Source organism: Streptomyces sp. NPDC094448 (assembly GCF_044763775.1).
Taxonomy (GTDB): Bacteria; Actinomycetota; Actinomycetes; order Streptomycetales; family Streptomycetaceae; genus Streptomyces.
In genome coordinates this window covers 1-20,416 of the sequence record NZ_JBIWGU010000009.1, presented here as the reverse complement: position 1 = coordinate 20,416, position 20,416 = coordinate 1, and the positions used below count along the sequence as shown (strand labels likewise).

Sequence of the window (20,416 nt, the reverse complement as noted above, 5' to 3'; positions counted from 1 at the left end):
ATGAACAGTCTGGCTCCCGTTCGCTTTCTGGCGCATAACCAGCAAGGGGGGCTCATGAGACGAAGAGCGAGATCGCTGCTCGCCGCGGCATCACTCCTGGCCGCGACGCTCGCGGCCGCACCGTTCGCCCAGGCGCAGTCCGACGGCGGGGGCGGGGGAGCCGGCGACAACGGGCTGTCCGTGTGGCGGGCCACCGTCACCAAGGCCCAGGTGCCGCTGCTGCTCGCGGCGGGCGCCGACGGCCACGAACTCAGCGAGCGGGTACCCGAAGAGGGAACCGCCACCGTCGAGGTGTATCTGACCGACCAGCAGGCGGGTGAGCTGCGCGGACAGGGCATCAGCCTCAAGGAGCACCAGCTCTCGGCGGCCGCCCTGAAGCGGGTCGCCGCCGCGGGGGACGGGGTCTTCCGCCCGTACAGCGGCGCGAACGGGCTGAAGAACGAGATCCTGGCCACCGCCCAGGCCAACCCGTCGATCACCAAGGCCGTCAGCATCGGAAAGTCGGTCAAGGGCCAGGACATCCTCGCGCTGAAGGTCAGCAAGAACGCGAAGACCGTCCGGGACGGCTCCAAACCCGCCACGCTCTATCTGTCCAATCAGCATGCCCGGGAGTGGATCACCCCGGAGATGACCCGGCGGCTGATGCACCACTATCTGGACGGCTACGGCAAGGACCCGAAGATCACCAAGCTGGTGGACAGCTCGGAGATCTGGTTCGTGCTCTCGGCCAACCCGGACGGCTACGACTACACCTTCACCGGCACGTCCGAGCGCCAGTGGCGGAAGAACCTCCGCGACAACAACGGCGACGGCACCATATCCGCCGGCGACGGTGTCGACCTGAACCGTAACTTCTCCTACAAATGGGGCTACGACAACGAGGGTTCGTCCCCCGACCCGTTCGACGAGACCTTCCGCGGCGCCGGCCCCGGTTCGGAGCCCGAGACCAAGGCCATCGACGCCTTCCAGAAGCGGATCGGCTTCCAGTACGGCATCAACTACCACTCGGCGGCCGAGCTGATCCTCTACGGCGTCGGCTGGCAGGTCGCCAGCAAGACCCCGGACGACGTGGCGTACGAGACGATCGCCGGAACGCCCGCGAACTCCGCGATCCCGGGCTACCGCCCCCAGGTCTCCTCCGAGCTGTACATCACCAACGGCGAGGCGGACGGCCACGCGGCCAACGTCAACGGGATGATGATGTTCACCCCCGAGATGTCGACCTGTGCCACGATCTCCCGGATCGACCCGAACGACCCGTGGAACCCGGCCGACTGCGCCTCCGTCTTCACCTTCCCGGACGACGAGAAGCTGATCCAGCAGGAGTTCGCGAAGAACATCCCCTTCGCGGTCGCGGTCGCGGAGAGTTCCCTGACGCCGGACCAGCCCGCTTCGTCGCTCGGTCTGAAGGCCGCCGACTTCACCCCCGACCCGTTCACCGTCTCGTACGCCCGCGGCGGCGACCAGGAGGTGTCCGTCGTCGCCAACAGGAACCTGCGGGACAAGGAGCTGAACTACCGCGTCAACGGCGGCCGGGTCCACGACGAGGACCTCGAAGCCTGGAAGGGCGGCGAGACCTTCGGCGGCGAGGACAACATCCGCTTCGACGAATACCGCGCCGAGGTCGAACACGGCGAGGTCGGCGATACCGTCGAGGTCTGGTTCACCGGCCGGAACAAGCAGGGCAAGCAGGTCTCCAGCACGCCCTTCAGCTACACCGTCGCCGAACGGCCCCGCGCCGACACCCTGGTGATCGCGGAGGAGGGCGGCACCGCCCCCGCGCAGCACGCCGGCCTCTACACCGCCGCCCTGGCGCAGAACAAGAAGAGCGCCGCCGTCTGGGACGTCGCCACCCAGGGCGCCCCGCACCCGCTGGGCGTCCTCGGCCACTTCGACACCGCCGTCTGGTACACGGGTGCCGCCGCGCCGTCCTGGGCCACCACCAAGGCGGTACGGGCCTACCTCAACGAGGGGGGCAAGCTGGTCACCGCGGGTGAGCGCGCCGGAGGCAGCGCCAACCTCGGCCGTGCCGTCAGCGACGACTTCGCCCAGTACTACCTCGGAGCCTCCGGCCGCGCCTCACTCGGCGGAGTGAACGCCTTCGCCGGATCCGGACGCCTCGCGGGTGCCGCCGGCGGGCTCGGTGACGCGCCCGGGAACCCGCTGAACGCGGCCGGGGCCTACACCATCACCTCCGACACGCTGCCGCCGGCCCAGTTCCCGCAGTTCCGCAGCGCGGCGGCGGGCGACTATCCGGGCGTACGGATGCCGTTCTCGCCGTACGAGGGCCAGTACTACGCGGTCGCGCCGCACCGCAACGGCTCGTGGCAGCGGCTCAGCCGCACCGTCGACCTCGGCGGCACCACCGCGGCCGACGGCCCGAAGCTGAACATGCGGCTGAGCTTCAACACGGAGCCCGGCTACGACAACGCCGTCGTCGAGGTCCGTACCGCGGGCCAGAGCGACTGGACCACGCTGCCGGATCTCAACGGCGGTACCCGTACCACCGTGCCGACGGAGTGCGAGGCGGCGTTCTACCTCAACCAGCACCCCCATCTGCGCCACTATCTGACCCTGGGCGCCGACGGCTGCACGGCGACCGGGACGACCGGCGCCTGGAACTCCTTCACCGGAGCCTCCGACGGCTGGAAGGCCGCCTCCTTCGATCTGAGCGCCTACGCGGGCAAGCAGATCGAGGTCCACGTCTCCTACATCACCGACCCGAGTGACGGCGGTCGCGGCGTCTTCGTCGACGACACCCGGCTGGTCACCGCGGGCGGCGAGCAGGCGGACGGCGGTTTCGAGACCTCCCTCGGCGCGTGGAGCACCACGGCACCGCCCGCGGGCAGCCCGGCACCGCGCGGAAACTGGGAGCGGAGCCAGGACCGGTTCCCGTCGGCCTCGGCCGTCACCACCCGTGACACGCTGCTCCTCGGCTTCGGCCTGGAGCACGTGAGCACGGCGGCCGAGCGGGCACAGATCGTCGGGAAGGCGCTGAACACCCTTCGGCGGTGACCGAGCGTGACCGGAAGAAGTCATTCTGAATAAGTCATTCCGGACAGCGGGCGGCGGCCCGTACCTCTACCGGGGGGTACGGGCCGCCGTCGTCGTGCCAGTGGCCGTCCGATGTCACTCGGGGGCGCCCGTGGAGGTAGGGTCGTAAGCGGTCGGGGACTTCCCATACAGCTCGCCGGCGACGAGCCGGCACACCAACGAGGAGATCGGTTCGTGACGATCCGCGTAGGCATCAACGGCTTTGGCCGCATCGGTCGTAATTACTTCCGCGCGCTGCTGGAGCAGGGTGCAGACATCGAGATCGTGGCTGTCAACGACCTGGGTGACACCGCGACCACCGCCCACCTGCTGAAGTACGACACCATCCTCGGCCGCCTCAAGGCCGAGGTGTCGCACACCGCCGACACCATCACCGTCGGTGGCCACACCATCAAGGTTCTCTCCGAGCGCAACCCCGCGGACATCCCCTGGGGCGAGCTGGGCGTCGACATCGTCATCGAGTCGACCGGCATCTTCACCAAGAAGGCGGATGCCGAGAAGCACCTCGCGGGCGGTGCGAAGAAGGTCCTCATCTCGGCTCCGGCCAGCGACGAGGACATCACCGTCGTCATGGGCGTCAACCAGGACAAGTACGACCCTGCGCAGCACCACATCATCTCGAACGCGTCCTGCACCACCAACTGTGTGGCGCCGATGGCCAAGGTGCTCGACGAGAACTTCGGCATCGTCCGCGGTCTGATGACCACGGTCCACGCCTACACCAACGACCAGCGGATCCTGGACTTCCCGCACAAGGACCTGCGCCGCGCCCGCGCCGCCGCGGAGAACATCATCCCGACCACCACGGGTGCCGCCAAGGCCACCGCGCTGGTCCTCCCGCAGCTCAAGGGCAAGCTGGACGGTATCGCCATGCGCGTCCCGGTCCCCACCGGCTCCGCCACCGACCTGGTCGTCGAGCTGTCCCGCGAGGTCACCAAGGACGAGGTCAACGCCGCGTTCAAGAAGGCCGCCGAGGGCGAGCTCCAGGGCATCCTGACGTACACCGAGGACCAGATCGTCTCCTCGGACATCGTCAGCGACCCGGCGTCCTGCACCTTCGACTCGTCGCTGACGATGGTCCAGGAGGGCAACTCGGTCAAGATCCTCGGCTGGTACGACAACGAGTGGGGCTACTCCAACCGCCTCGTCGACCTGACGGTCTTCGTCGGCAACCAGCTCTGAGCACTCAGTTGGCTCCGACGGCTCTGACAGCTCCACCCGGCTCGGCACCGCACAGCCCAGCACAGAACAGCAATCAGAGCACCACGATGTGAGCGAGAGGGCTCGGACGGCGCAGCGCAGCGCCGCCCGGGCCCTGTCGCACGTCCTGCCCTTCCGAGGAGACCGTCCATGAAGACGATCGACGACCTGTTGGCCGACGGCGTCAGCGGCAAGCGGGTTTTCGTCCGCGCCGACCTCAATGTGCCTCTCGACGGCACCACCATCACCGACGACGGCCGGATCCGGGCCGTCGCCCCCACCATCGCCAGGCTGGCCGAGGCCGGTGCCCGGGTGATCGTCGCCTCGCATCTGGGACGTCCGAAGGGCGCCCCCGACCCGGCGTTCTCGCTGGCCCCGGCCGCGGCGCGGCTCGGCGACGTCCTCGGCCGCCCGGTCGCCTTCGCCACCGATACGGTCGGTGACTCGGCGAAGGCCGTCACCGCCGCGCTCGCCGACGGCGAGGTGGCGGTGCTGGAGAACCTCCGCTTCAACCCCGGCGAGACCAGCAAGGACGATGCCGAGCGCGGTGCCTTCGCCGACGAGCTGGCCGCCCTCGCCGATGTCTATGTGGGCGACGGCTTCGGCGCCGTGCACCGCAAGCACGCCTCCGTCTTCGATCTGCCCGCCAGGCTTCCGCACGCCGCGGGCGATCTGATCGCCACCGAGGTCGGTGTCCTCAAGAAGCTCACCGAGGACGTCGCGCGGCCCTACGCCGTGGTCCTGGGCGGTGCCAAGGTCTCCGACAAGCTCGGTGTGATCGACAATCTGCTGGGCAAGGCCGACCGCATCCTGATCGGCGGCGGTATGGCCTACACCTTCCTCAAGGCCCAGGGCCACGAGGTCGGTATCTCGCTGCTCCAGGAGGACCAGGTCCCGGTCGTCCAGGAGTATCTGAAGCGCGCCGAGGAGCAGGGCGTGGAGTTCGTCCTCCCCGTGGACGTGCTGGTCGCCCCCGAGTTCCCGGACCTCAAGACCAAGGCCCCGGCGAACCCCACCACCGTCGCCGCGGACGCCATCCCGGCCGACCAGGAGGGTCTGGACATCGGTCCCGAGACCCGCAAGCTGTACGCAGAGAAGCTCGCCGACGCGGCCACCGTCTTCTGGAACGGGCCGATGGGCGTCTTCGAACACCCCGACTACGCCGAGGGCACCCGCGCCGTGGCCCGGGCCCTCGTCGACTCCCCGGCCTTCTCCGTGGTCGGCGGCGGTGACTCGGCCGCCGCCGTCCGGACCCTGGGCTTCGACGAGAACACCTTCGGCCATATTTCGACCGGCGGCGGCGCCAGCCTCGAATACCTCGAAGGCAAGACGCTTCCCGGCCTCGCCGCACTGGAGGACTGATCACCGCTATGACCACCCGTACCCCGCTGATGGCGGGCAACTGGAAGATGAACCTCAACCACCTGGAGGCCATCGCCCACGTCCAGAAGCTCGCGTTCGCCCTCGCCGACAAGGACTACGACGCCGTGGAGGTCGCGGTCCTGCCGCCCTTCACCGACCTCCGGTCCGTCCAGACCCTGGTCGACGGCGACAAGCTCAAGATCGTCTACGGTGCCCAGGACCTCTCGGCCCAGGACTCCGGCGCCTACACCGGCGAGATCTCCGGCCCGATGCTGGCCAAGCTGAAGTGCACGTACGTGGCCGTGGGCCACTCCGAGCGACGCCAGTACCACGGTGAGTCGGACGAACTCTGCAACGCCAAGGTGAAGGCCGCCTTCCGGAACGGCATCACCCCGATCCTCTGCGTCGGCGAGGGCCTCGACGTCCGCAAGGCCGGCGAGCAGGTCCCGTACACCCTGGCGCAGCTCGACGGCGGTCTGAAGGACGTACCCGCCGAGCAGGCCGAGTCGGTCGTCATCGCGTACGAACCCGTCTGGGCCATCGGCACCGGCGAGGTGGCCACGCCCGCAGACGCCCAGGAGGTCTGCGGGGCGATCCGCGGCCGGCTCGCCGAGCTGTACTCCCAGGAGCTGGCCGACAAGGTCCGGATCCAGTACGGCGGCTCCGTGAAGTCCGGGAACGTGGCCGCGATCATGGCCCAGCCCGATGTCGACGGCGCCCTGGTGGGCGGTGCCGCGCTCGACACCGACGAGTTCGTCAAGATCGTCCGCTTCCGCGACCAGTGAGTATGCGCTAGCGCCGATCCGTCGTACCCTTGCGGGGACCCCGGGCCGTGTCCGGGGTCCCCGCAGTCACCAGACCATCCAGAGAATTGCCAGGAAGTAGGGCCAAGCCGTGGTTATGGGGTTCTCGATCGCCCTGATCGTCTTCAGCCTGCTGCTGATGCTGCTCGTGCTGATGCACAAGGGGAAGGGCGGCGGTCTCTCCGACATGTTCGGCGGCGGCATGCAGTCCTCCGTCGGCGGCTCCTCGGTCGCCGAGCGCAACCTCGACCGCATCACCGTGGTGGTCGGGCTGCTCTGGTTCGCCTGCATCATGGTGCTCGGTCTGCTGATGAAGATGGACAACTGACACCCGAGCCACTCTTCCGGGAGGCCGGTGGGGGCGAGGGTGTAACTCCAATGACTGGACGGGCGTTGGGCCTTACGTAGACTGGGGCACCGCGGCGCAGCCGCTGTGAGACGCTGTGCAGCACCATCACGCAGGGAGTTACACCGTGGCAAGTGGCAACGCGATCCGGGGGAGCCGGGTCGGGGCGGGGCCGATGGGCGAGGCCGAGCGCGGCGAGTCCGCGCCACGTCTGCGCATCTCCTTCTGGTGCTCCAACGGGCACGAGACGCAGCCGAGCTTCGCCAGCGACGCGCAGGTCCCCGACACCTGGGACTGCCCGCGCTGTGGGTTCCCGGCCGGTCAGGACCAGGACAATCCGCCGGACCCGCCGCGCACCGAGCCGTACAAGACGCATCTGGCGTACGTACGGGAGCGGCGCAGCGACGCGGACGGCGAGGCGATCCTCGCCGAGGCCCTTGCCAAACTCCGCGGCGAAATCTAGAGCTTGAATCCGGCCGGACCGCCGAAAGGCGGTCCGGCCGGATTTTTTCCCGGGCTTCCGGGGTTGGTCACGATGCCCCGTTGTCAGTGCCGTCGCCTACGGTTCTGTATCAGGTGACCACGGAACGTCACCGGGCCGGGGGTCCGGTGCGGCTGTCGACGCCTCGCGGCCCCGCTGATCAACTAGGTTGGGCGCGGTGGGGCACCAGGCAGGTACAAGACGAAGTGAGCTGATGTCCGAGTGAACGAGACAGGCCGAACCCGGCTCGACCAGACACCCGAGTGGACCGCGCTCGGCAAGCACCGCGAGCAGGTGGGCGGCACCGGACTGCGCGAGCTGTTCGCCGCGGACCCGGAGCGCGGCCGCCGCCTGACCCTGCGCGTCGGCGACCTCCACCTCGACTACTCCAAGCACCTGGTCACCGATGAGACCCTCGCCCTGCTGCGGCAACTGGCGGCGGCCACCGACGTCGCCGGACTGCGGGACGCCATGTTCCGCGGCGAGAAGATCAACACCACCGAGGACCGGGCCGTCCTCCACACCGCCCTGCGGGCCCCGCGGGACGCGGTGATCGAAGTCGACGGCGAGAATGTGGTGCCGGGTGTCCACGCGGTGCTCGACAAGATGGCCGGCTTCGCGGAGCGGATCCGCTCGGGCGAGTGGACCGGCCACACCGGACGCCCCATCAGAAACGTGGTCAACATCGGTATCGGCGGCTCCGATCTCGGCCCCGCCATGGCGTACGAGGCGCTGCGCGCCTACACCGCCCGCGAACTGACCCTCCGTTTCGTCTCCAACGTCGACGGAGCCGACCTCCACGAGGCCGTCCACGACCTCGACCCGGCCGAGACGCTCTTCGTCGTCGCCTCCAAGACCTTCACCACCATCGAGACCATCACCAACGCCACCTCCGCCCGCCGGTGGCTGCTGGACGGTCTGAGCGCCGGTCAGGAGGCCGTCGCCCGGCACTTCGTGGCCCTCTCCACCAATGCCGAGAAGGTCACCGACTTCGGTATCGACCCGGTGAACATGTTCGAGTTCTGGGACTGGGTCGGCGGCCGGTACTCCTACGACTCCGCCATCGGGCTCTCGCTGATGATCGCGATCGGCCCGGAGCGCTTCCGGGAGATGCTCGACGGCTTCCACCTCGTCGACGAACACTTCCGCACCGCCCCGCCGGAGGCCAACGCCCCGCTGCTGCTCGGACTGCTCGGCATCTGGTACGGCGCGTTCTTCGACGCCCAGTCGCACGCCGTGCTGCCCTACTCCCACTACCTGAGCAGGTTCACCGCCTACCTCCAGCAGCTGGACATGGAGTCCAACGGCAAGTCCGTCGACCGGGACGGCCGGCCGGTGCACTGGCAGACCGGTCCCGTCGTCTGGGGCACCCCGGGCACCAACGGCCAGCACGCCTACTACCAGCTGATCCACCAGGGCACCAAGACCATCCCCGCGGACTTCATCGGCTTCGCCCGGCCCGTGCCCGGCCTCCCGCCCGCCCTGGTCGCCCAGCACGATCTGCTGATGGCCAACTTCTTCGCCCAGACCCAGGCCCTGGCCTTCGGGAAGACCGCCGACGAGGTGCGGGCCGAAGGCGTCCCCGAGCAGCTCGTGCCGCACAAGACCTTCCGCGGCGACCACCCGACGACGACGATCCTCGCCGACGAGCTGACCCCGTCGGTGCTCGGCCAGCTGATCGCCCTCTACGAGCACAAGGTGTTCGTCCAGGGCGCCGTCTGGAACATCGACTCCTTCGACCAGTGGGGCGTCGAACTGGGCAAGGTCCTGGCCCGGCGCATCGAACCGGTGCTGACCGACGGCACCGGAGGCGAGGAGCTGGACAGCTCCACGGCCGCGCTCACCGCCGCCTACCGGGACCTGCGGGGACGCTGATCCCATGGCCGCGGGGGAGACCGGCAGGACCGGACCGGCCCACCGGCCGGTCCGGGCAGCCGCCGGAGGCGCCGGATGAACGCCGGTCCTGACGGCTGTCCGGACGCCGCGGCGGGCCCGCCGGAGGAGTGGCGGCGGCTCGACCGGCGGTCGCTCCTGGTCACCGGGGCCGTGATGGGCGGGGTCGCCGGAGGTATCTGTCTGCCCGTGCTGCTCGGGCTCTCCTCCGGCGCCTGGTTCGGCAACGGCCCCCGCCGGGGAATCGGACTCACCCTGCTGGTCACCGCGGGGGTACTGCTGGTCGTGGGCTCCGTAGCCGCCGACTGGACCGCCCTGCGCCGGACGCGCTACCGCATCGGCCCCGAGCGGGTCGACCTCCACAGCGGACTGCTGCTGCTGAAACGGCGCTCCCTGGCCCGGGAACGGATCCGCAGCGTCGATCTGACCGCCCATCCACTGCTGCGGCTGCTCGGCCTGGTGAAGGTCCGGATAGGGACCGGCGAGAGCGGCGGCGGGGAGTCCTCGCTGGAGCTGAATCCGGTCTCCCGCGCCGAGGGCGACCGGCTCCGGGCCGAACTGCTCGGCCGGCCCACCGGCCCGGCCACCGCCCCGCCCGGCGGCCCCCTGGCCCGGTTCGACCTCCGGTGGATCCGGTACGCCCCGACGTCCTTCCTCACCTTCGCCGTCGGAGGCGCGGCGGCCGGTGCCGTGCTCCAGATCAGCGACTGGTTCGGGGTCCAGGAGGATCTGATCGGCTGGACCGGCGACCGGATCCGGGACCATCCGATCGCCCTCGTCGTCCCGGTGCTCCTCCTCGGTGCCCTGCTGACCGGCGCGGTCGGGGCGCTCGGCCTCTGGCTGGAGATGTGGTGGGGCTACCGCCTCGAACGCGAGCCCGGCGGAGTGCTCCGGGTCCGGCGCGGGCTGTTCACCACCCGCTCCGTCTCCGTCGCGGAGCACCGGCTCCGCGGGGTCGAACTGGTGGAGCCGATCGGGGTCCGGGCCATCGGCGGGGCCCGGGTGGACGCGGTCGCCACCGGACTCGCCGAGGCCGACGGCGACCGGCACGCGGACGCCCGAGGGCTGCTCCCGGCCGTCCCCCGGGCCGCCGCGGACGAGGTGGCGGCGCTGGTGCTCCGCGAGCCCCGGCCGCCCACCGGAGCACCGCTGACCCGCCATCCGCGCCGGGCGAGGAACCGGCGGCTGTCCTGGGCCCTCGCCGCGGCGCTGCTGCCCGCCGCCGCACTCGCCGCCGCGGGCCCCTGGCTCACCCCGGTGCTGTCGGCTGTCGCCGCCGGATACGCGCTGGTGGCGCTGCCGGTCGGCACGGCGCTCGCCCTCGACGCGTACCGCAGTCTCGGTCACGGCATCGCCGGACGCTATCTGCTGGCCCGCTCCGGCACCCCCTCACGGCGTACGGTCGCCCTCCAGCGGACCGGGATCATCGGCTGGACCGTCACCGAAACGCTCGCCCAGCGCCGGGGCGGGCTGATCACACTGACCGCGACCACGGCCGCCGGTGCGGGGGGCTACTCCGTCCATGACGCGGACACCTCCGAGGGGCTCGCCTTCGCCGATGCGGCGGTCCCCGGACTCCTCGCACCGTTCCTGGTGGAGATACCCGCACCGGCCGTACCCGAGGCGCCGGAGGGCCGGCCGCCGGTGATAGCGCGGTGATCGAATAAGCACCCGGGCCCCGGACATGATCGTGTGGTGACCACCACCAGCAGCAGACGAACCGTTCTGACCGCCGCCCTGGCCGCCGCCGCGGGGAGCACCGGACTGGCCGCCGTACCTGCCACGGCTCACGCCGCCCCCTCGGTCGCGGCCGGCAATCCTCCGGCCCCGACGTACACCAGCCATATCTACCGCAATCCGCAGTACACGGAAGGCACCGACTACGGCCGGCGCTTCAAACGGCACGAGCGCAGCGATCCGGGCTTCGCCGCCGAGGTGCGGCTGCCCGGCACCGCTGTACTCGCCCTGCACGGCGGCGGTATCGAGACCGGCACCTCCGAAGTCGCCCTCGGTATCGCCGGATACCACCCGAAGGACCTCGCGCCCACCGGGGCGGCGGGCGACCCCCGCTACGACTACTGGCTGTTCGAGGGGTTGCGGGGCCCCGGACTCAATGCCGAACTCCATGTCACCTCCACCGGATGCGACGATCTGCACGCCCTGGGACTGGCCGAGGGCAGTCTGGGCGCCGTCAGCGTCCACGGCTTCGCCAACAGCCAGGTACCGGGTTACGACATCGTGCTCGGCGGGCTCGACCAGGAGTTCAAGGCACTGGTCCGGCAGCAGCTCGAACTGCTCGCCACCGCCGGCCCCGACCCCTGGAACATCGGCATCGTCGACGGCAGCCAGGTCCCGGCCCTCGGCGGCACCGACCCGGACAACCCCTGCAACCGCACCCTGCGCAACCAGGGCGTCCAGCTCGAACTCTCCGGGAATCTGCGCAACAGCCTCTTCGACGACCCCTCGTCCCGGACCGGCCGGGCGAACACCACGAACGCCAGGTTCCGGGCCTTCACCGGAGCGGTCCGGGCCGCGATCGCCCTCCACGAGGCGAGCCTGACGGTCGACTGACCCTCCCGCCGCACCGGGAGGCCGCTGTGACAGCACTCAGGGCCCGGACACCGTCACGGTGTCCGGGCCCTGAGCCGTCACTTGCGCTATGCGGAGGCCGGGGGATACAGCTCCCGCGGCAACTGGGCCGCCGCGGCCGCGTCCAGCAGCCACAGGGTCCGGGCCCGGCCCCGGGCACCCGCGGCCGGGGCCTGGAGTTCGCCCGCACCGGACAGGGCGATCGCCGCGGCGTTCGCCTTGTCCTCGCCCGCCGCCAGCAGCCACACCTCGCGCGCCGCCCGGATCGCCGGAAGGGTCAGCGAGATCCGGACCGGCGGCGGCTTCGGGGAGCCGTGGACACCGACGACCGTACGCTCCGTCTCCCGGACCGCCGGATGCTCCGGGAAGAGCGACGCGATATGGGTGTCGGGGCCGACACCCAGCATCAGCACGTCGAACGTCGGCACCGGACCGTGGTCCTCCGGGCCCGCCGCCGCGGCCAGCTGCGCGGCATAGGCGGCGGCCGCCGCCTCGACATCGCTGCCGTACGGACCGTCGGACGCGGCCATCGGACGGACCCGGGCCGGATCGACCGGGACATGGTCCAGCAGGGCCCGCCGGGCCTGGGAGACATTGCGCTCCGGGTCCCCCTCGGGGAGGAACCTTTCATCGCCCCACCACAGGTCCAGACGTCCCCAGTCGACCGCGTCCCGGGCCGGGGAGGCCCCGAGCGCGGCCAGCAGACCGTTTCCGTTCCGCCCGCCCGTGAGTACCACGGACGCGGTGCCCCGGGCGGCCTGGGCGTCGACGATCCGGGTGATCAGCCGGGCCGCCGCGGCCTGGGCCATCAGCTCCTTGTCGCGGTGGACGACGATCTGCGGGGCGCCGCTCACTTGGCGGCCGCCTTCTTCGCCGCAGCCTTCTTGGCCGCACTCTTGGCCGCGGGCGCGGCCGGGGCCGCCGCGGCGGCCCCCTCCGCCCCGCCCTGCCCGGCGGCGACGGCCCGGGAGGCCGCCGCGATCTCGGAGACATCCGCCGAACCGCCGGGCCCGCCGTCACCGAGCCGGTCCACCCCGTACCGCAGGGCGGAGGCATAGGTGTCGTCCGGGTCCAGCCGCCGCAGCTCCTCCGCGATCAGCTCGGCGGTCTCCCGCCGCTTCAGGGCGACCGCACGGTCGGGCTGCCCCTGGATGGAGAGGTTCGCCAGCGCGCCGTCGGCCCGGTCGAGCACGATCGGACCGCAGTCGGTCTCCATCCGCACGGCGGTGAGCCCCGGCCCGGGGGACTGGGTGCGCCGCACGGGCACCCCCAGCCGGTCCGCCAGCCACATCGCCAGCAGCTCCACGCTCGGATTGAACTCCTCGCCCTCCACCTCGACCTCGGTGACCTCGCAGGCCACCTGGTCCAGCGCGGCGGCCAGCATGGAGCGCCAGGGCGTGATCCGGGTCCACGACAGATCCGTATCGCCCGGGGTGTACGCCTCGGCGCGGGCCTTCAGCTCCCCGATGGGGTCCTCGGCCGCATAGGTGTCGGTCACCCGGCGCTGGGCCAGCGCGCCCAGCGGGTCCTTCGCAGGGTCGAGCGGGGCGTTCACCGCCCACCACACGACCACCGGCGCGTCCGGCAGCAGCAGCGGCAGCACCACCGACTGGGCGTGCTCGGTGACTTCGCCGTACAGCCGCAGGACGACCGTCTCGCCGGTGCCCGCGTCGGCGCCGACGCGGACCTCGGCGTCCAGCCGGGTCTGCGCCCGGTCCCGCGGGGTCCGCGAAACCCGCTTGATGACCACGAGCGTGCGCGAGGGGTGCTCGCGCGAGGCGTCGTTCGCGGCCTTCAGGGCGTCGTAGGCGTTCTCCTCGTCGGTGACGATGACCAGGGTGAGCACCATGCCGACGGCTGGTGTGCCGATGGCCCGCCGCCCCTGCACCAACGCCTTGTTGATCTTGCTGGAGGTGGTGTCCGTAAGGTCGATCTTCATGGCCGGCGCCAGCTCCGTCCGTCTCGTGCGAGCATTTCGTCCGCCTCGACCGGACCCCAGGTCCCGGAGGGGTACTGGGCGGGCTTGCCGTGGCTGTCCCAGTACTGCTCGATGGGGTCGAGGATCTTCCACGACAGCTCGACCTCCTCGACCCGGGGGAAGAGGTTGGAGTCGCCGAGCAGCACATCGAGGATGAGCCGCTCGTACGCCTCCGGGCTGGACTCCGTGAAGGACTCGCCATAGGCGAAGTCCATCGAGACGTCCCGTACCTCCATGGAGGTACCGGGCACCTTGGAGCCGAAGCGCAGGGTCACGCCCTCGTCCGGCTGGACCCGGATGACCAGGGCGTTCTGCCCCAGCTCCTCGGTCGCGGTGTGGTCGAAGGGATTGTGCGGGGCGCGCTGGAAGACCACCGCGATCTCGGTGACCCGGCGCCCCAGCCGCTTGCCCGTGCGCAGATAGAACGGCACCCCGGCCCAGCGGCGGTTGTCGATCTCCAGTTTGACCGCCGCATAGGTGTCGGTCTTGGAGTCCGGGTCGATCCCGTCCTCCTGGAGATAGCCGACGGCCCGCTCGCCGCCCTGCCAGCCCGCCGCGTACTGGCCGCGCACGGTGGTGGCGCCCAGATCCTTCGGCAGCTTCACGGCACCCAGGACCTTGGTCTTCTCCGCGGCCAGCGCATCGGCGTCGAAGGAGGCGGGCTCCTCCATCGCGGTCAGCGCCAGCAGCTGGAGCAGATGGTTCTGGATGACGTCACGGGCGGCACCGATGCCGTCGTAGTATCCGGCGCGGCCGCCGATGCCGATGTCCTCGGCCATGGTGATCTGGACATGGTCCACATAGGACCGGTTCCAGATCGGCTCGAAGAGGGTGTTGGCGAAGCGCAGCGCCAGAATGTTCTGGACGGTCTCCTTGCCGAGGTAGTGGTCGATCCGGAAGACCTCGTTCGGCGGGAAGACCTCGTGGACCACCTGGTTGAGCTCGACGGCGGACACCAGATCGTGGCCGAAGGGCTTCTCGATGACCGCCCGGCGCCAGGAGCCCTCCTTCTGGTCGGCCAGCCCGTGCTTCTTGAGCTGCTGGACGACCTTGGGGAAGAACTTCGGCGGCACCGAGAGATAGAAGGCGAAGTTGCCGCCGGTGCCCTGGGCCTGGTCCAGCTCGGCGATCGTCTTCTTCAGGGTCTCGAAGGCGTCGTCGTCGTCGAAATCGCCCTGGACGAAGCGCATGCCCTGGTTCAGCTGCTGCCAGACCTCCTCACGGAAGGGGGTCCTGGCGTGTTCCTTGACCGCGTCGTGGACCTCCTGCGCGAAGTCCTCGTCCTGCCATTCGCGGCGGGCGAAGCCGACGAGGGAGAACCCCGGCGGCAGCAGTCCGCGGTTGGCCAGGTCGTACACGGCCGGCATCAGCTTCTTGCGCGACAGGTCGCCCGTGACCCCGAAGATCACCAGGCCCGACGGCCCCGCGATCCGCGGGAGCCGCCGGTCGGCGGGGTCGCGAAGCGGATTGGCCTCGCTTGAACCGGACACGATGGTCAGCCCTCCGACGGTGCGAGACGGGCCAGCGCCGCCTCGGTCGACTTGAGCAGGTCGTTCCACGCGGCCTCGAACTTCTCGACGCCTTCGTCCTCCAGCAGCTGCACGACCTCGTCGTACGAGATCCCCAGCGCCGCCACCGCCGCCAGCTCGGCGCGCGCGGCGTCGTAGGTGCCGCGGATGGTGTCACCGGTGATGGCCCCGTGGTCGGCGGTGGCCTCCAGGGTCCCCTCCGGCATGGTGTTCACCGTGCCGGGGGCCACCAGCTCGTCCACGTACAGCGTGTCCTTGTAGGCCGGGTCCTTGACACCGGTCGAGGCCCACAGCGGACGCTGCTTATTGGCGCGGGCCCGGTCCAGGGCGGCCCAGCGGTCGGAGGAGAAGACCTCCTCGTACGCCTCGTAGGCGAGCCGGGCGTTGGCCAGGGCGGCCTTGCCGCGGGCGGCCTTCGCCTCGTCGGTGCCCAGGGCGTCCAGCCGCCGGTCGATCTCGGTGTCCACCCGGGAGACGAAGAACGACGCCACCGAATGAATCTTCGACAGGTCCAGGCCGCGGTCCTTGGCCTTCTCCAGACCGGCCAGGTAGGCGTCCATGACCTCGCGGTAACGCTCCAGCGAGAAGATCAGGGTCACATTGACGCTGATGCCGAGACCGATGGTCTCGGTGATCGCCGGGAGGCCCGCCCGGGTGGCCGGGATCTTGATCAGGGTGTTCGGGCGGTCGACCAGCCAGGCCAGCTGCTTGGCCTCGGCGACCGTGGCCGCCGTGTGGTGGGCCAGCCGCGGGTCGACCTCGATGGAGACCCGGCCGTCCTGGCCATCGGTGGCGTCGAAGACCGGGCGGAGGATGTCCGCCGCGTCCCGGACGTCCGCCGTGGTGATCATGCGGATGGCTTCCTCGACGGTCACCTTGCGGGTCGCCAGCTCACGGAGCTGCTGCTCGTAGCCGTCACCCCCGCTGATCGCCTTCTGGAAGATCGAAGGGTTGGTCGTCACACCCACCACGTGCTGCTGGTCGATCAGCTCCGAGAGGTTCCCGGAGGTGATCCGCTTGCGGGACAGGTCGTCCAGCCAGATCGCGACGCCTTCGTCGGTGAGGCGCTTGAGCGCGTCGTTCGTCATCGAAAAACAACTCCTGAAATCACTGTGTGTTGGCGTCAGCGCCGGACGGCGTCAAGAGATTCCCGGGCGGCGGCGACCACCGCGTCGGCGGTGATGCCGAACTCCCGGAAGAGGACCTTGCCGTCCGCCGAGGCACCGAAGTGCTCCAGCGACACGATCCGGCCCGCGTCACCGACATAGCGGTACCAGGTCAGCCCGATGCCCGCCTCGACGGCCACCCGTGCCCGCACCGACGGCGGCAGCACCGAGTCCTTGTACACCTGGTCCTGCTCCTCGAACCACTCCACCGACGGCATGGAGACCACCCGGGTCGGCACCCCGGCCGCCTGCAGCTCGTCCCGGGCCGCGACGGCCAGCTGGACCTCGGAGCCCGTACCGATCAGCACGGCCTCCGGAGCGCCGCCCTCGGCCTCCGCCAGGACGTAACCGCCGCGCGCCGCGTCCTCGTTGAGCGGGTACGTCGGCACTCCCTGCCGGGTCAGCGCCAGACCGTGCGGGGCGCCCGTGCCGAACTTCTTCGTCCAGCGGCGCTGGATCTCGCGCCAGGCGATCACCGTCTCGTTGGCGTCCGCCGGACGGACCACGTTCAGGCCCGGGATCGCCCGCAGCGACGCCAGGTGCTCCACCGGCTGGTGGGTCGGGCCGTCCTCGCCGAGGCCGATCGAATCGTGCGTCCACACGTATGTCACCGGCAGATGCATCAGCGCGGACAGCCGGACCGCGTTGCGCATGTAGTCGGAGAAGACGAGGAACGTACCGCCGTAGATACGGGTGTTGCCGTGCAGCGCGATGCCGTTCATCTCGGCGGCCATCGCATGCTCGCGGATACCGAAGTGGATCGTCCGGCCGTACGGGTCGGCCTCCGGCAGCGGGTTGCCCTCGGGCAGGAACGACGAGGTCTTGTCGATCGTCGTGTTGTTGGAGCCCGCGAGGTCGGCCGAACCGCCCCACAGCTCCGGGACCACCGCGCCCAGCGCCTGGAGGATCTTGCCGGAGGCGGCGCGGGTGGCGACGGACTTCCCGGTCTCGAAGTCGGGGAGCGCGTCCTCCCAGCCCTCGGGCAGCTCACCGGCGCGGATCCGGTCGAACTCGGCCGCGCGCTCCGGGTTGGCCGTCCGCCACGCGGCGAACGTCTTCTCCCACTCGCCGCGCGCCTCGCGGCCCCGGTCCAGCGCCTCCCGGGTGTGCGCGATGACCTGGTCGGCGACCTCGAAGCTCTGCTCCGGGTCGAAGCCGAGGACCTTCTTGGTGGCCGCGACCTCCTCGTCGCCCAGCGCCGAACCGTGCGCGGCCTCGGTGTTCTGGGCGTGCGGCGCGGGCCAGGCGATGATGGAGCGGGCCGCGATGAACGACGGCCGGTCGGTCACGGCCTGCGCCTCGCGCATCGCCGCGTACAGCGCCGCCGGGTCGAGGTCGCCGTTCTCCTTGGGCGCCACCCGCTGGACGTGCCAGCCGTAGGCCTCGTACCGCTTGAGGGTGTCCTCGGAGACCGCGGTCTCGGTGTCGCCCTCGATGGAGATGTGGTTGTCATCCCAGAGCAGCACCAGATTGCCGAGCTTCTGGTGGCCGGCGAGGGACGAGGCCTCGGCCGAGATGCCCTCCTGGAGACAGCCGTCACCGGCGATCGCCCAGATGGTGTGGTCGAACGGGGACGTGCCCACGGCCGCGTCCGGGTCGAACAGACCGCGCTCGTAGCGGGCGGCCATCGCCATGCCCACCGCGTTGGCCACCCCCTGGCCCAGCGGGCCGGTGGTGGTCTCGACGCCGGTGGTGTGGCCGTACTCCGGGTGGCCGGGGGTCTTCGAACCCCAGGTCCGGAAGGCCTTCAGATCGTCCAGTTCCAGACCGTACCCGGCCAGGTAGAGCTGGATGTAGAGGGTCAGCGACGAATGCCCGGCGGACAGGACGAACCGGTCGCGGCCGGTCCAGTCCGCATCGGCCGGGTCGTGCCGCATCAGCTTCTGGAACAGCACGTACGCGGCGGGCGCGAGGCTCATGGCCGTACCGGGGTGGCCGTTTCCGACCTTCTGTACGGCATCCATGGCCAGGACGCGGGCCGTGTCGACGGCTCGCTGGTCCAGATCGGTCCACGTGAGGTCTGTGGTGGTCGGCTTGGTGCTCACCCTGGGTCAGGGCTCCTCTCCGCATGTCTCCACATGTCAGGTCCCGGTGACGGCAGATGTACCGGGCGTCGTCGAGCCTACCCTCGCCGCCACCCGGCGGTTTTCGGCCATCCGGCCACTGGACACCCCCGGCCGGCGGCGTCTCCTGCCAGCCTGCCGCGCCCGGACGCACTTCGCCTCCCGGCGGCGGCTCCCCGGGGCCCGCCGCCCGGGTGCGGCCCCCGTCCGGCTCGCGGCCCGCCCGCGACAACACGACCCACCCCCGTGCGAGGCGAGTGATGGGCAACCTCTACAGTGGCGTGGTACGCGCAAGTCTCACCGGGCCTCAACTGTGCTGTCATGCGCCCGGGACTTGCTGGAATCTTCCTCAGGGGTGTGCGTGACGGCCGTCGAATCCCGTCCAGCGGGTGGGGGCACCGCCCGTCCCGAGCGGGCCGCGGGGGGACCCGGGACGAACCCGGGCAGCAGGCCCTTCGGGGCCCGGGTCATGGCGTTCGTGGCGCTGACGAAGCCGCGGATCATCGAACTGCTGCTGATCACCACGGTGCCGGTGATGTTCCTCGCGGCGCAAGGGGTGCCGGACCTCTGGCTGGTCCTGACCACCTGCATCGGCGGCTATCTCTCGGCCGGCGGCGCCAACGCGCTGAACATGTACATCGACCGGGACATCGACGCACTGATGGACCGCACCGCCCAGCGCCCGCTGGTCACCGGCATGGTCTCGCCGCGCGAGGGCCTGGTCTTCGGACTGGTCCTGGCCGTGGTCTCCACGCTCTGGTTCGGTCTGCTCGTCAACTGGCTGTCGGCCTGGCTCTCCCTGGGCGCCCTGCTGTTCTACGTCGTCGTCTACACGATGATCCTGAAGCGGCGCACCACGCAGAACATCGTGTGGGGCGGGATCGCGGGCTGTCTGCCGGTGCTGATCGGCTGGTCCGCGGTCACCAACTCGATGTCGTGGGCCGCGGTCGTCCTCTTCCTCGTCATCTTCTTCTGGACCCCGCCGCACTACTGGCCGCTGTCCATGCGGGTGCGCGAGGACTACGCCCGGGTCGGCGTCCCCATGCTGCCGGTCGTCGCCTCCAACCGGGTCGTGGCCCGTCAGATCGTCCTCTACAGCTGGGTGATGGTCGCGGTCTCCCTGCTGCTCACCCCGATGGGCTACACCGGCTGGTTCTACACGGCTGTGGCCCTGCTGGCGGGCGGCTGGTGGCTCTGGGAGGCGCATGCGCTCCAGGCCCGCGCCAAGGCCGGGCTCTCGGGCGCCAAGCTCAAGGAGATGCGGCTGTTCCACTGGTCCATCACCTATGTGTCGCTGCTCTTCGTGGCCGTCGCGGTGGACCCGTTCCTGCGCTGACCGCCGCCGCACCTCATCGAACCGCCCCGGGGGCGGGCCCGTCCGGGCCCGCCCCCGGGTCTTTCCACCCGACCGTGGTACGTGGTCCAGGCCACGCCCCGGACGCATGGTCAGCGCCGATTACCCGTACGTAACATCGGGGCCATGGCAGATACCAAGCACGCGGACCGCAAGGCCGCCGGGCTCGCCCGGCAGATCGGCGCCTTCGCGAAGAAGCACGGCGGCGCGGAGGGGCAGCTCGCCTACCTCGGGCAGACGGGCACCCGGATCGTCCTCGTCGGTTCCGACGGCACCTGGGGGGATCTGGTGGCCCCCACCCATGCGGTGGCCGAGGCGGCGGCAGGCAAGGCCGGACTCACCCTCCACGAGAGCTTCGACGGGGAGTTCGCGGCGAGGGTGCGGACGGGGCCGTACGAGTGGACCCGGATGGCGGGCATCCAGATCGGCGGCCCCTCCAACGGCTGACCTGCGGATACGGAAACGGGCGGGGGGGGGGGGCGGGGGGGGGGGGGGGGGCGCCCCCCCGGGGCGGGGGGGCGGGGGGGGGGGGGGGGGGGGGGGGCCGCGCCCCCCCCCCCCCCCCCCCCCCCCCCCCCCCCCCCGCCCCCGCCCCCCG

16 protein-coding genes are annotated in these 20,416 nt (G+C 70.8%); 11 read left to right on the top strand and 5 right to left on the bottom strand.

Translation table 11 applies throughout. From position 1 onward, the window contains the following. The first annotated feature begins 54 nt into the window (after positions 1–54). From ACIQ9E_RS18560 to ACIQ9E_RS18520, 9 genes are all read left to right on the top strand, one after another. The gene (locus ACIQ9E_RS18560) at positions 55–3,015 is read left to right on the top strand and encodes a M14 family zinc carboxypeptidase (RefSeq protein ID WP_403708214.1); all 2,961 of its coding nucleotides are present in this window, start codon (positions 55–57) and stop codon (positions 3,013–3,015) included. 213 nt (positions 3,016–3,228) lie between these two features. Next, positions 3,229–4,236, top strand: coding sequence for a type I glyceraldehyde-3-phosphate dehydrogenase (gap, locus tag ACIQ9E_RS18555; protein ID WP_403708211.1), 1,008 nt, complete (start codon positions 3,229–3,231; stop codon positions 4,234–4,236). 168 nt (positions 4,237–4,404) lie between these two features. Next, positions 4,405–5,616 carry a phosphoglycerate kinase gene (locus ACIQ9E_RS18550; RefSeq protein ID WP_403708208.1) on the top strand — a complete coding sequence of 404 codons (1,212 nt, stop codon included), beginning with the start codon at positions 4,405–4,407 and terminating at the stop codon, positions 5,614–5,616. Positions 5,617–5,624: 8 nt separating this feature from the next. Further along, a complete protein-coding gene (gene tpiA / locus ACIQ9E_RS18545; protein ID WP_403708205.1) occupies positions 5,625–6,401 on the top strand; it encodes a triose-phosphate isomerase in 777 nt (258 codons plus the stop codon). Positions 6,402–6,516: 115 nt separating this feature from the next. After that, the gene (gene secG, locus ACIQ9E_RS18540) at positions 6,517–6,747 is read left to right on the top strand and encodes a preprotein translocase subunit SecG (RefSeq protein WP_040916633.1); all 231 of its coding nucleotides are present in this window, start codon (positions 6,517–6,519) and stop codon (positions 6,745–6,747) included. Between the two features lie 193 nt (positions 6,748–6,940). Beyond that, complete coding sequence (locus tag ACIQ9E_RS18535) at positions 6,941–7,228, top strand: RNA polymerase-binding protein RbpA (RefSeq protein ID WP_019984039.1); 288 nt, start codon at positions 6,941–6,943, stop codon at positions 7,226–7,228. Between the two features lie 240 nt (positions 7,229–7,468). Continuing rightward, positions 7,469–9,121, top strand: a complete 1,653-nt coding sequence (pgi, locus tag ACIQ9E_RS18530; RefSeq protein WP_403708202.1) for a glucose-6-phosphate isomerase — start codon at positions 7,469–7,471, stop codon at positions 9,119–9,121. 75 nt (positions 9,122–9,196) lie between these two features. Continuing rightward, positions 9,197–10,798 (top strand): PH domain-containing protein, encoded by a 1,602-nt coding sequence (locus ACIQ9E_RS18525; protein ID WP_403708199.1) that lies wholly within the window; start codon positions 9,197–9,199, stop codon positions 10,796–10,798. Positions 10,799–10,834: 36 nt separating this feature from the next. Then, positions 10,835–11,710 carry a poly-gamma-glutamate hydrolase family protein gene (locus ACIQ9E_RS18520; RefSeq protein ID WP_403708196.1) on the top strand — a complete coding sequence of 292 codons (876 nt, stop codon included), beginning with the start codon at positions 10,835–10,837 and terminating at the stop codon, positions 11,708–11,710. Positions 11,711–11,796: 86 nt separating this feature from the next. Here ACIQ9E_RS18520 and pgl read toward each other — a convergent pair whose 3' ends face one another. The 5 genes from pgl to tkt are packed head-to-tail and all read right to left on the bottom strand — an operon-like array spanning position 11,797 to position 18,446. Then, positions 11,797–12,582, bottom strand: a complete 786-nt coding sequence (pgl, locus tag ACIQ9E_RS18515) for a 6-phosphogluconolactonase (protein ID WP_403708193.1) — start codon at positions 12,580–12,582, stop codon at positions 11,797–11,799. Further along, complete coding sequence (opcA, locus tag ACIQ9E_RS18510) at positions 12,579–13,667, bottom strand: glucose-6-phosphate dehydrogenase assembly protein OpcA (protein ID WP_403708189.1); 1,089 nt, start codon at positions 13,665–13,667, stop codon at positions 12,579–12,581. Before opcA ends, pgl begins: the two co-directional genes overlap by 4 nt. Next, positions 13,664–15,196 (bottom strand): glucose-6-phosphate dehydrogenase, encoded by a 1,533-nt coding sequence (gene zwf, locus ACIQ9E_RS18505; protein ID WP_403708186.1) that lies wholly within the window; start codon positions 15,194–15,196, stop codon positions 13,664–13,666. Before zwf ends, opcA begins: the two co-directional genes overlap by 4 nt. Before the next feature lie 5 nt (positions 15,197–15,201). Further along, positions 15,202–16,323 carry a transaldolase gene (tal, locus tag ACIQ9E_RS18500; protein ID WP_403708183.1) on the bottom strand — a complete coding sequence of 374 codons (1,122 nt, stop codon included), beginning with the start codon at positions 16,321–16,323 and terminating at the stop codon, positions 15,202–15,204. A gap of 35 nt (positions 16,324–16,358) precedes the next feature. Further along, positions 16,359–18,446: a transketolase gene (gene tkt / locus ACIQ9E_RS18495; protein WP_403708180.1), complete on the bottom strand. Its 2,088-nt coding sequence runs from the start codon at positions 18,444–18,446 to the stop codon at positions 16,359–16,361. 373 nt (positions 18,447–18,819) lie between these two features. Here tkt and ACIQ9E_RS18490 point away from each other — a divergent pair, with 373 nt between their 5' ends. Both ACIQ9E_RS18490 and ACIQ9E_RS18485 read left to right on the top strand, forming a co-directional pair. Continuing rightward, positions 18,820–19,800, top strand: a complete 981-nt coding sequence (locus tag ACIQ9E_RS18490) for a heme o synthase (RefSeq protein WP_403708177.1) — start codon at positions 18,820–18,822, stop codon at positions 19,798–19,800. Positions 19,801–19,944: 144 nt separating this feature from the next. Continuing rightward, positions 19,945–20,265 carry a hypothetical protein gene (locus ACIQ9E_RS18485; protein ID WP_403708174.1) on the top strand — a complete coding sequence of 107 codons (321 nt, stop codon included), beginning with the start codon at positions 19,945–19,947 and terminating at the stop codon, positions 20,263–20,265. Positions 20,266–20,416 lie beyond the last annotated feature (151 nt).

Coding starts and splice junctions, on each gene's coding strand:
- ACIQ9E_RS18485 (WP_403708174.1), top strand. CDS start 19,945: ATGGCAGATACCAAGCACGCGGACCGCAAGGCCGCCGGGCTCGCCCGG.
- secG (WP_040916633.1), top strand. CDS start 6,517: ATGGGGTTCTCGATCGCCCTGATCGTCTTCAGCCTGCTGCTGATGCTG.
- ACIQ9E_RS18525 (WP_403708199.1), top strand. CDS start 9,197: ATGAACGCCGGTCCTGACGGCTGTCCGGACGCCGCGGCGGGCCCGCCG.
- ACIQ9E_RS18550 (WP_403708208.1), top strand. CDS start 4,405: ATGAAGACGATCGACGACCTGTTGGCCGACGGCGTCAGCGGCAAGCGG.
- ACIQ9E_RS18535 (WP_019984039.1), top strand. CDS start 6,941: ATGGGCGAGGCCGAGCGCGGCGAGTCCGCGCCACGTCTGCGCATCTCC.
- tal (WP_403708183.1), bottom strand. CDS start 16,323: ATGACGAACGACGCGCTCAAGCGCCTCACCGACGAAGGCGTCGCGATC.
- opcA (WP_403708189.1), bottom strand. CDS start 13,667: ATGAAGATCGACCTTACGGACACCACCTCCAGCAAGATCAACAAGGCG.
- tpiA (WP_403708205.1), top strand. CDS start 5,625: ATGACCACCCGTACCCCGCTGATGGCGGGCAACTGGAAGATGAACCTC.
- ACIQ9E_RS18560 (WP_403708214.1), top strand. CDS start 55: ATGAGACGAAGAGCGAGATCGCTGCTCGCCGCGGCATCACTCCTGGCC.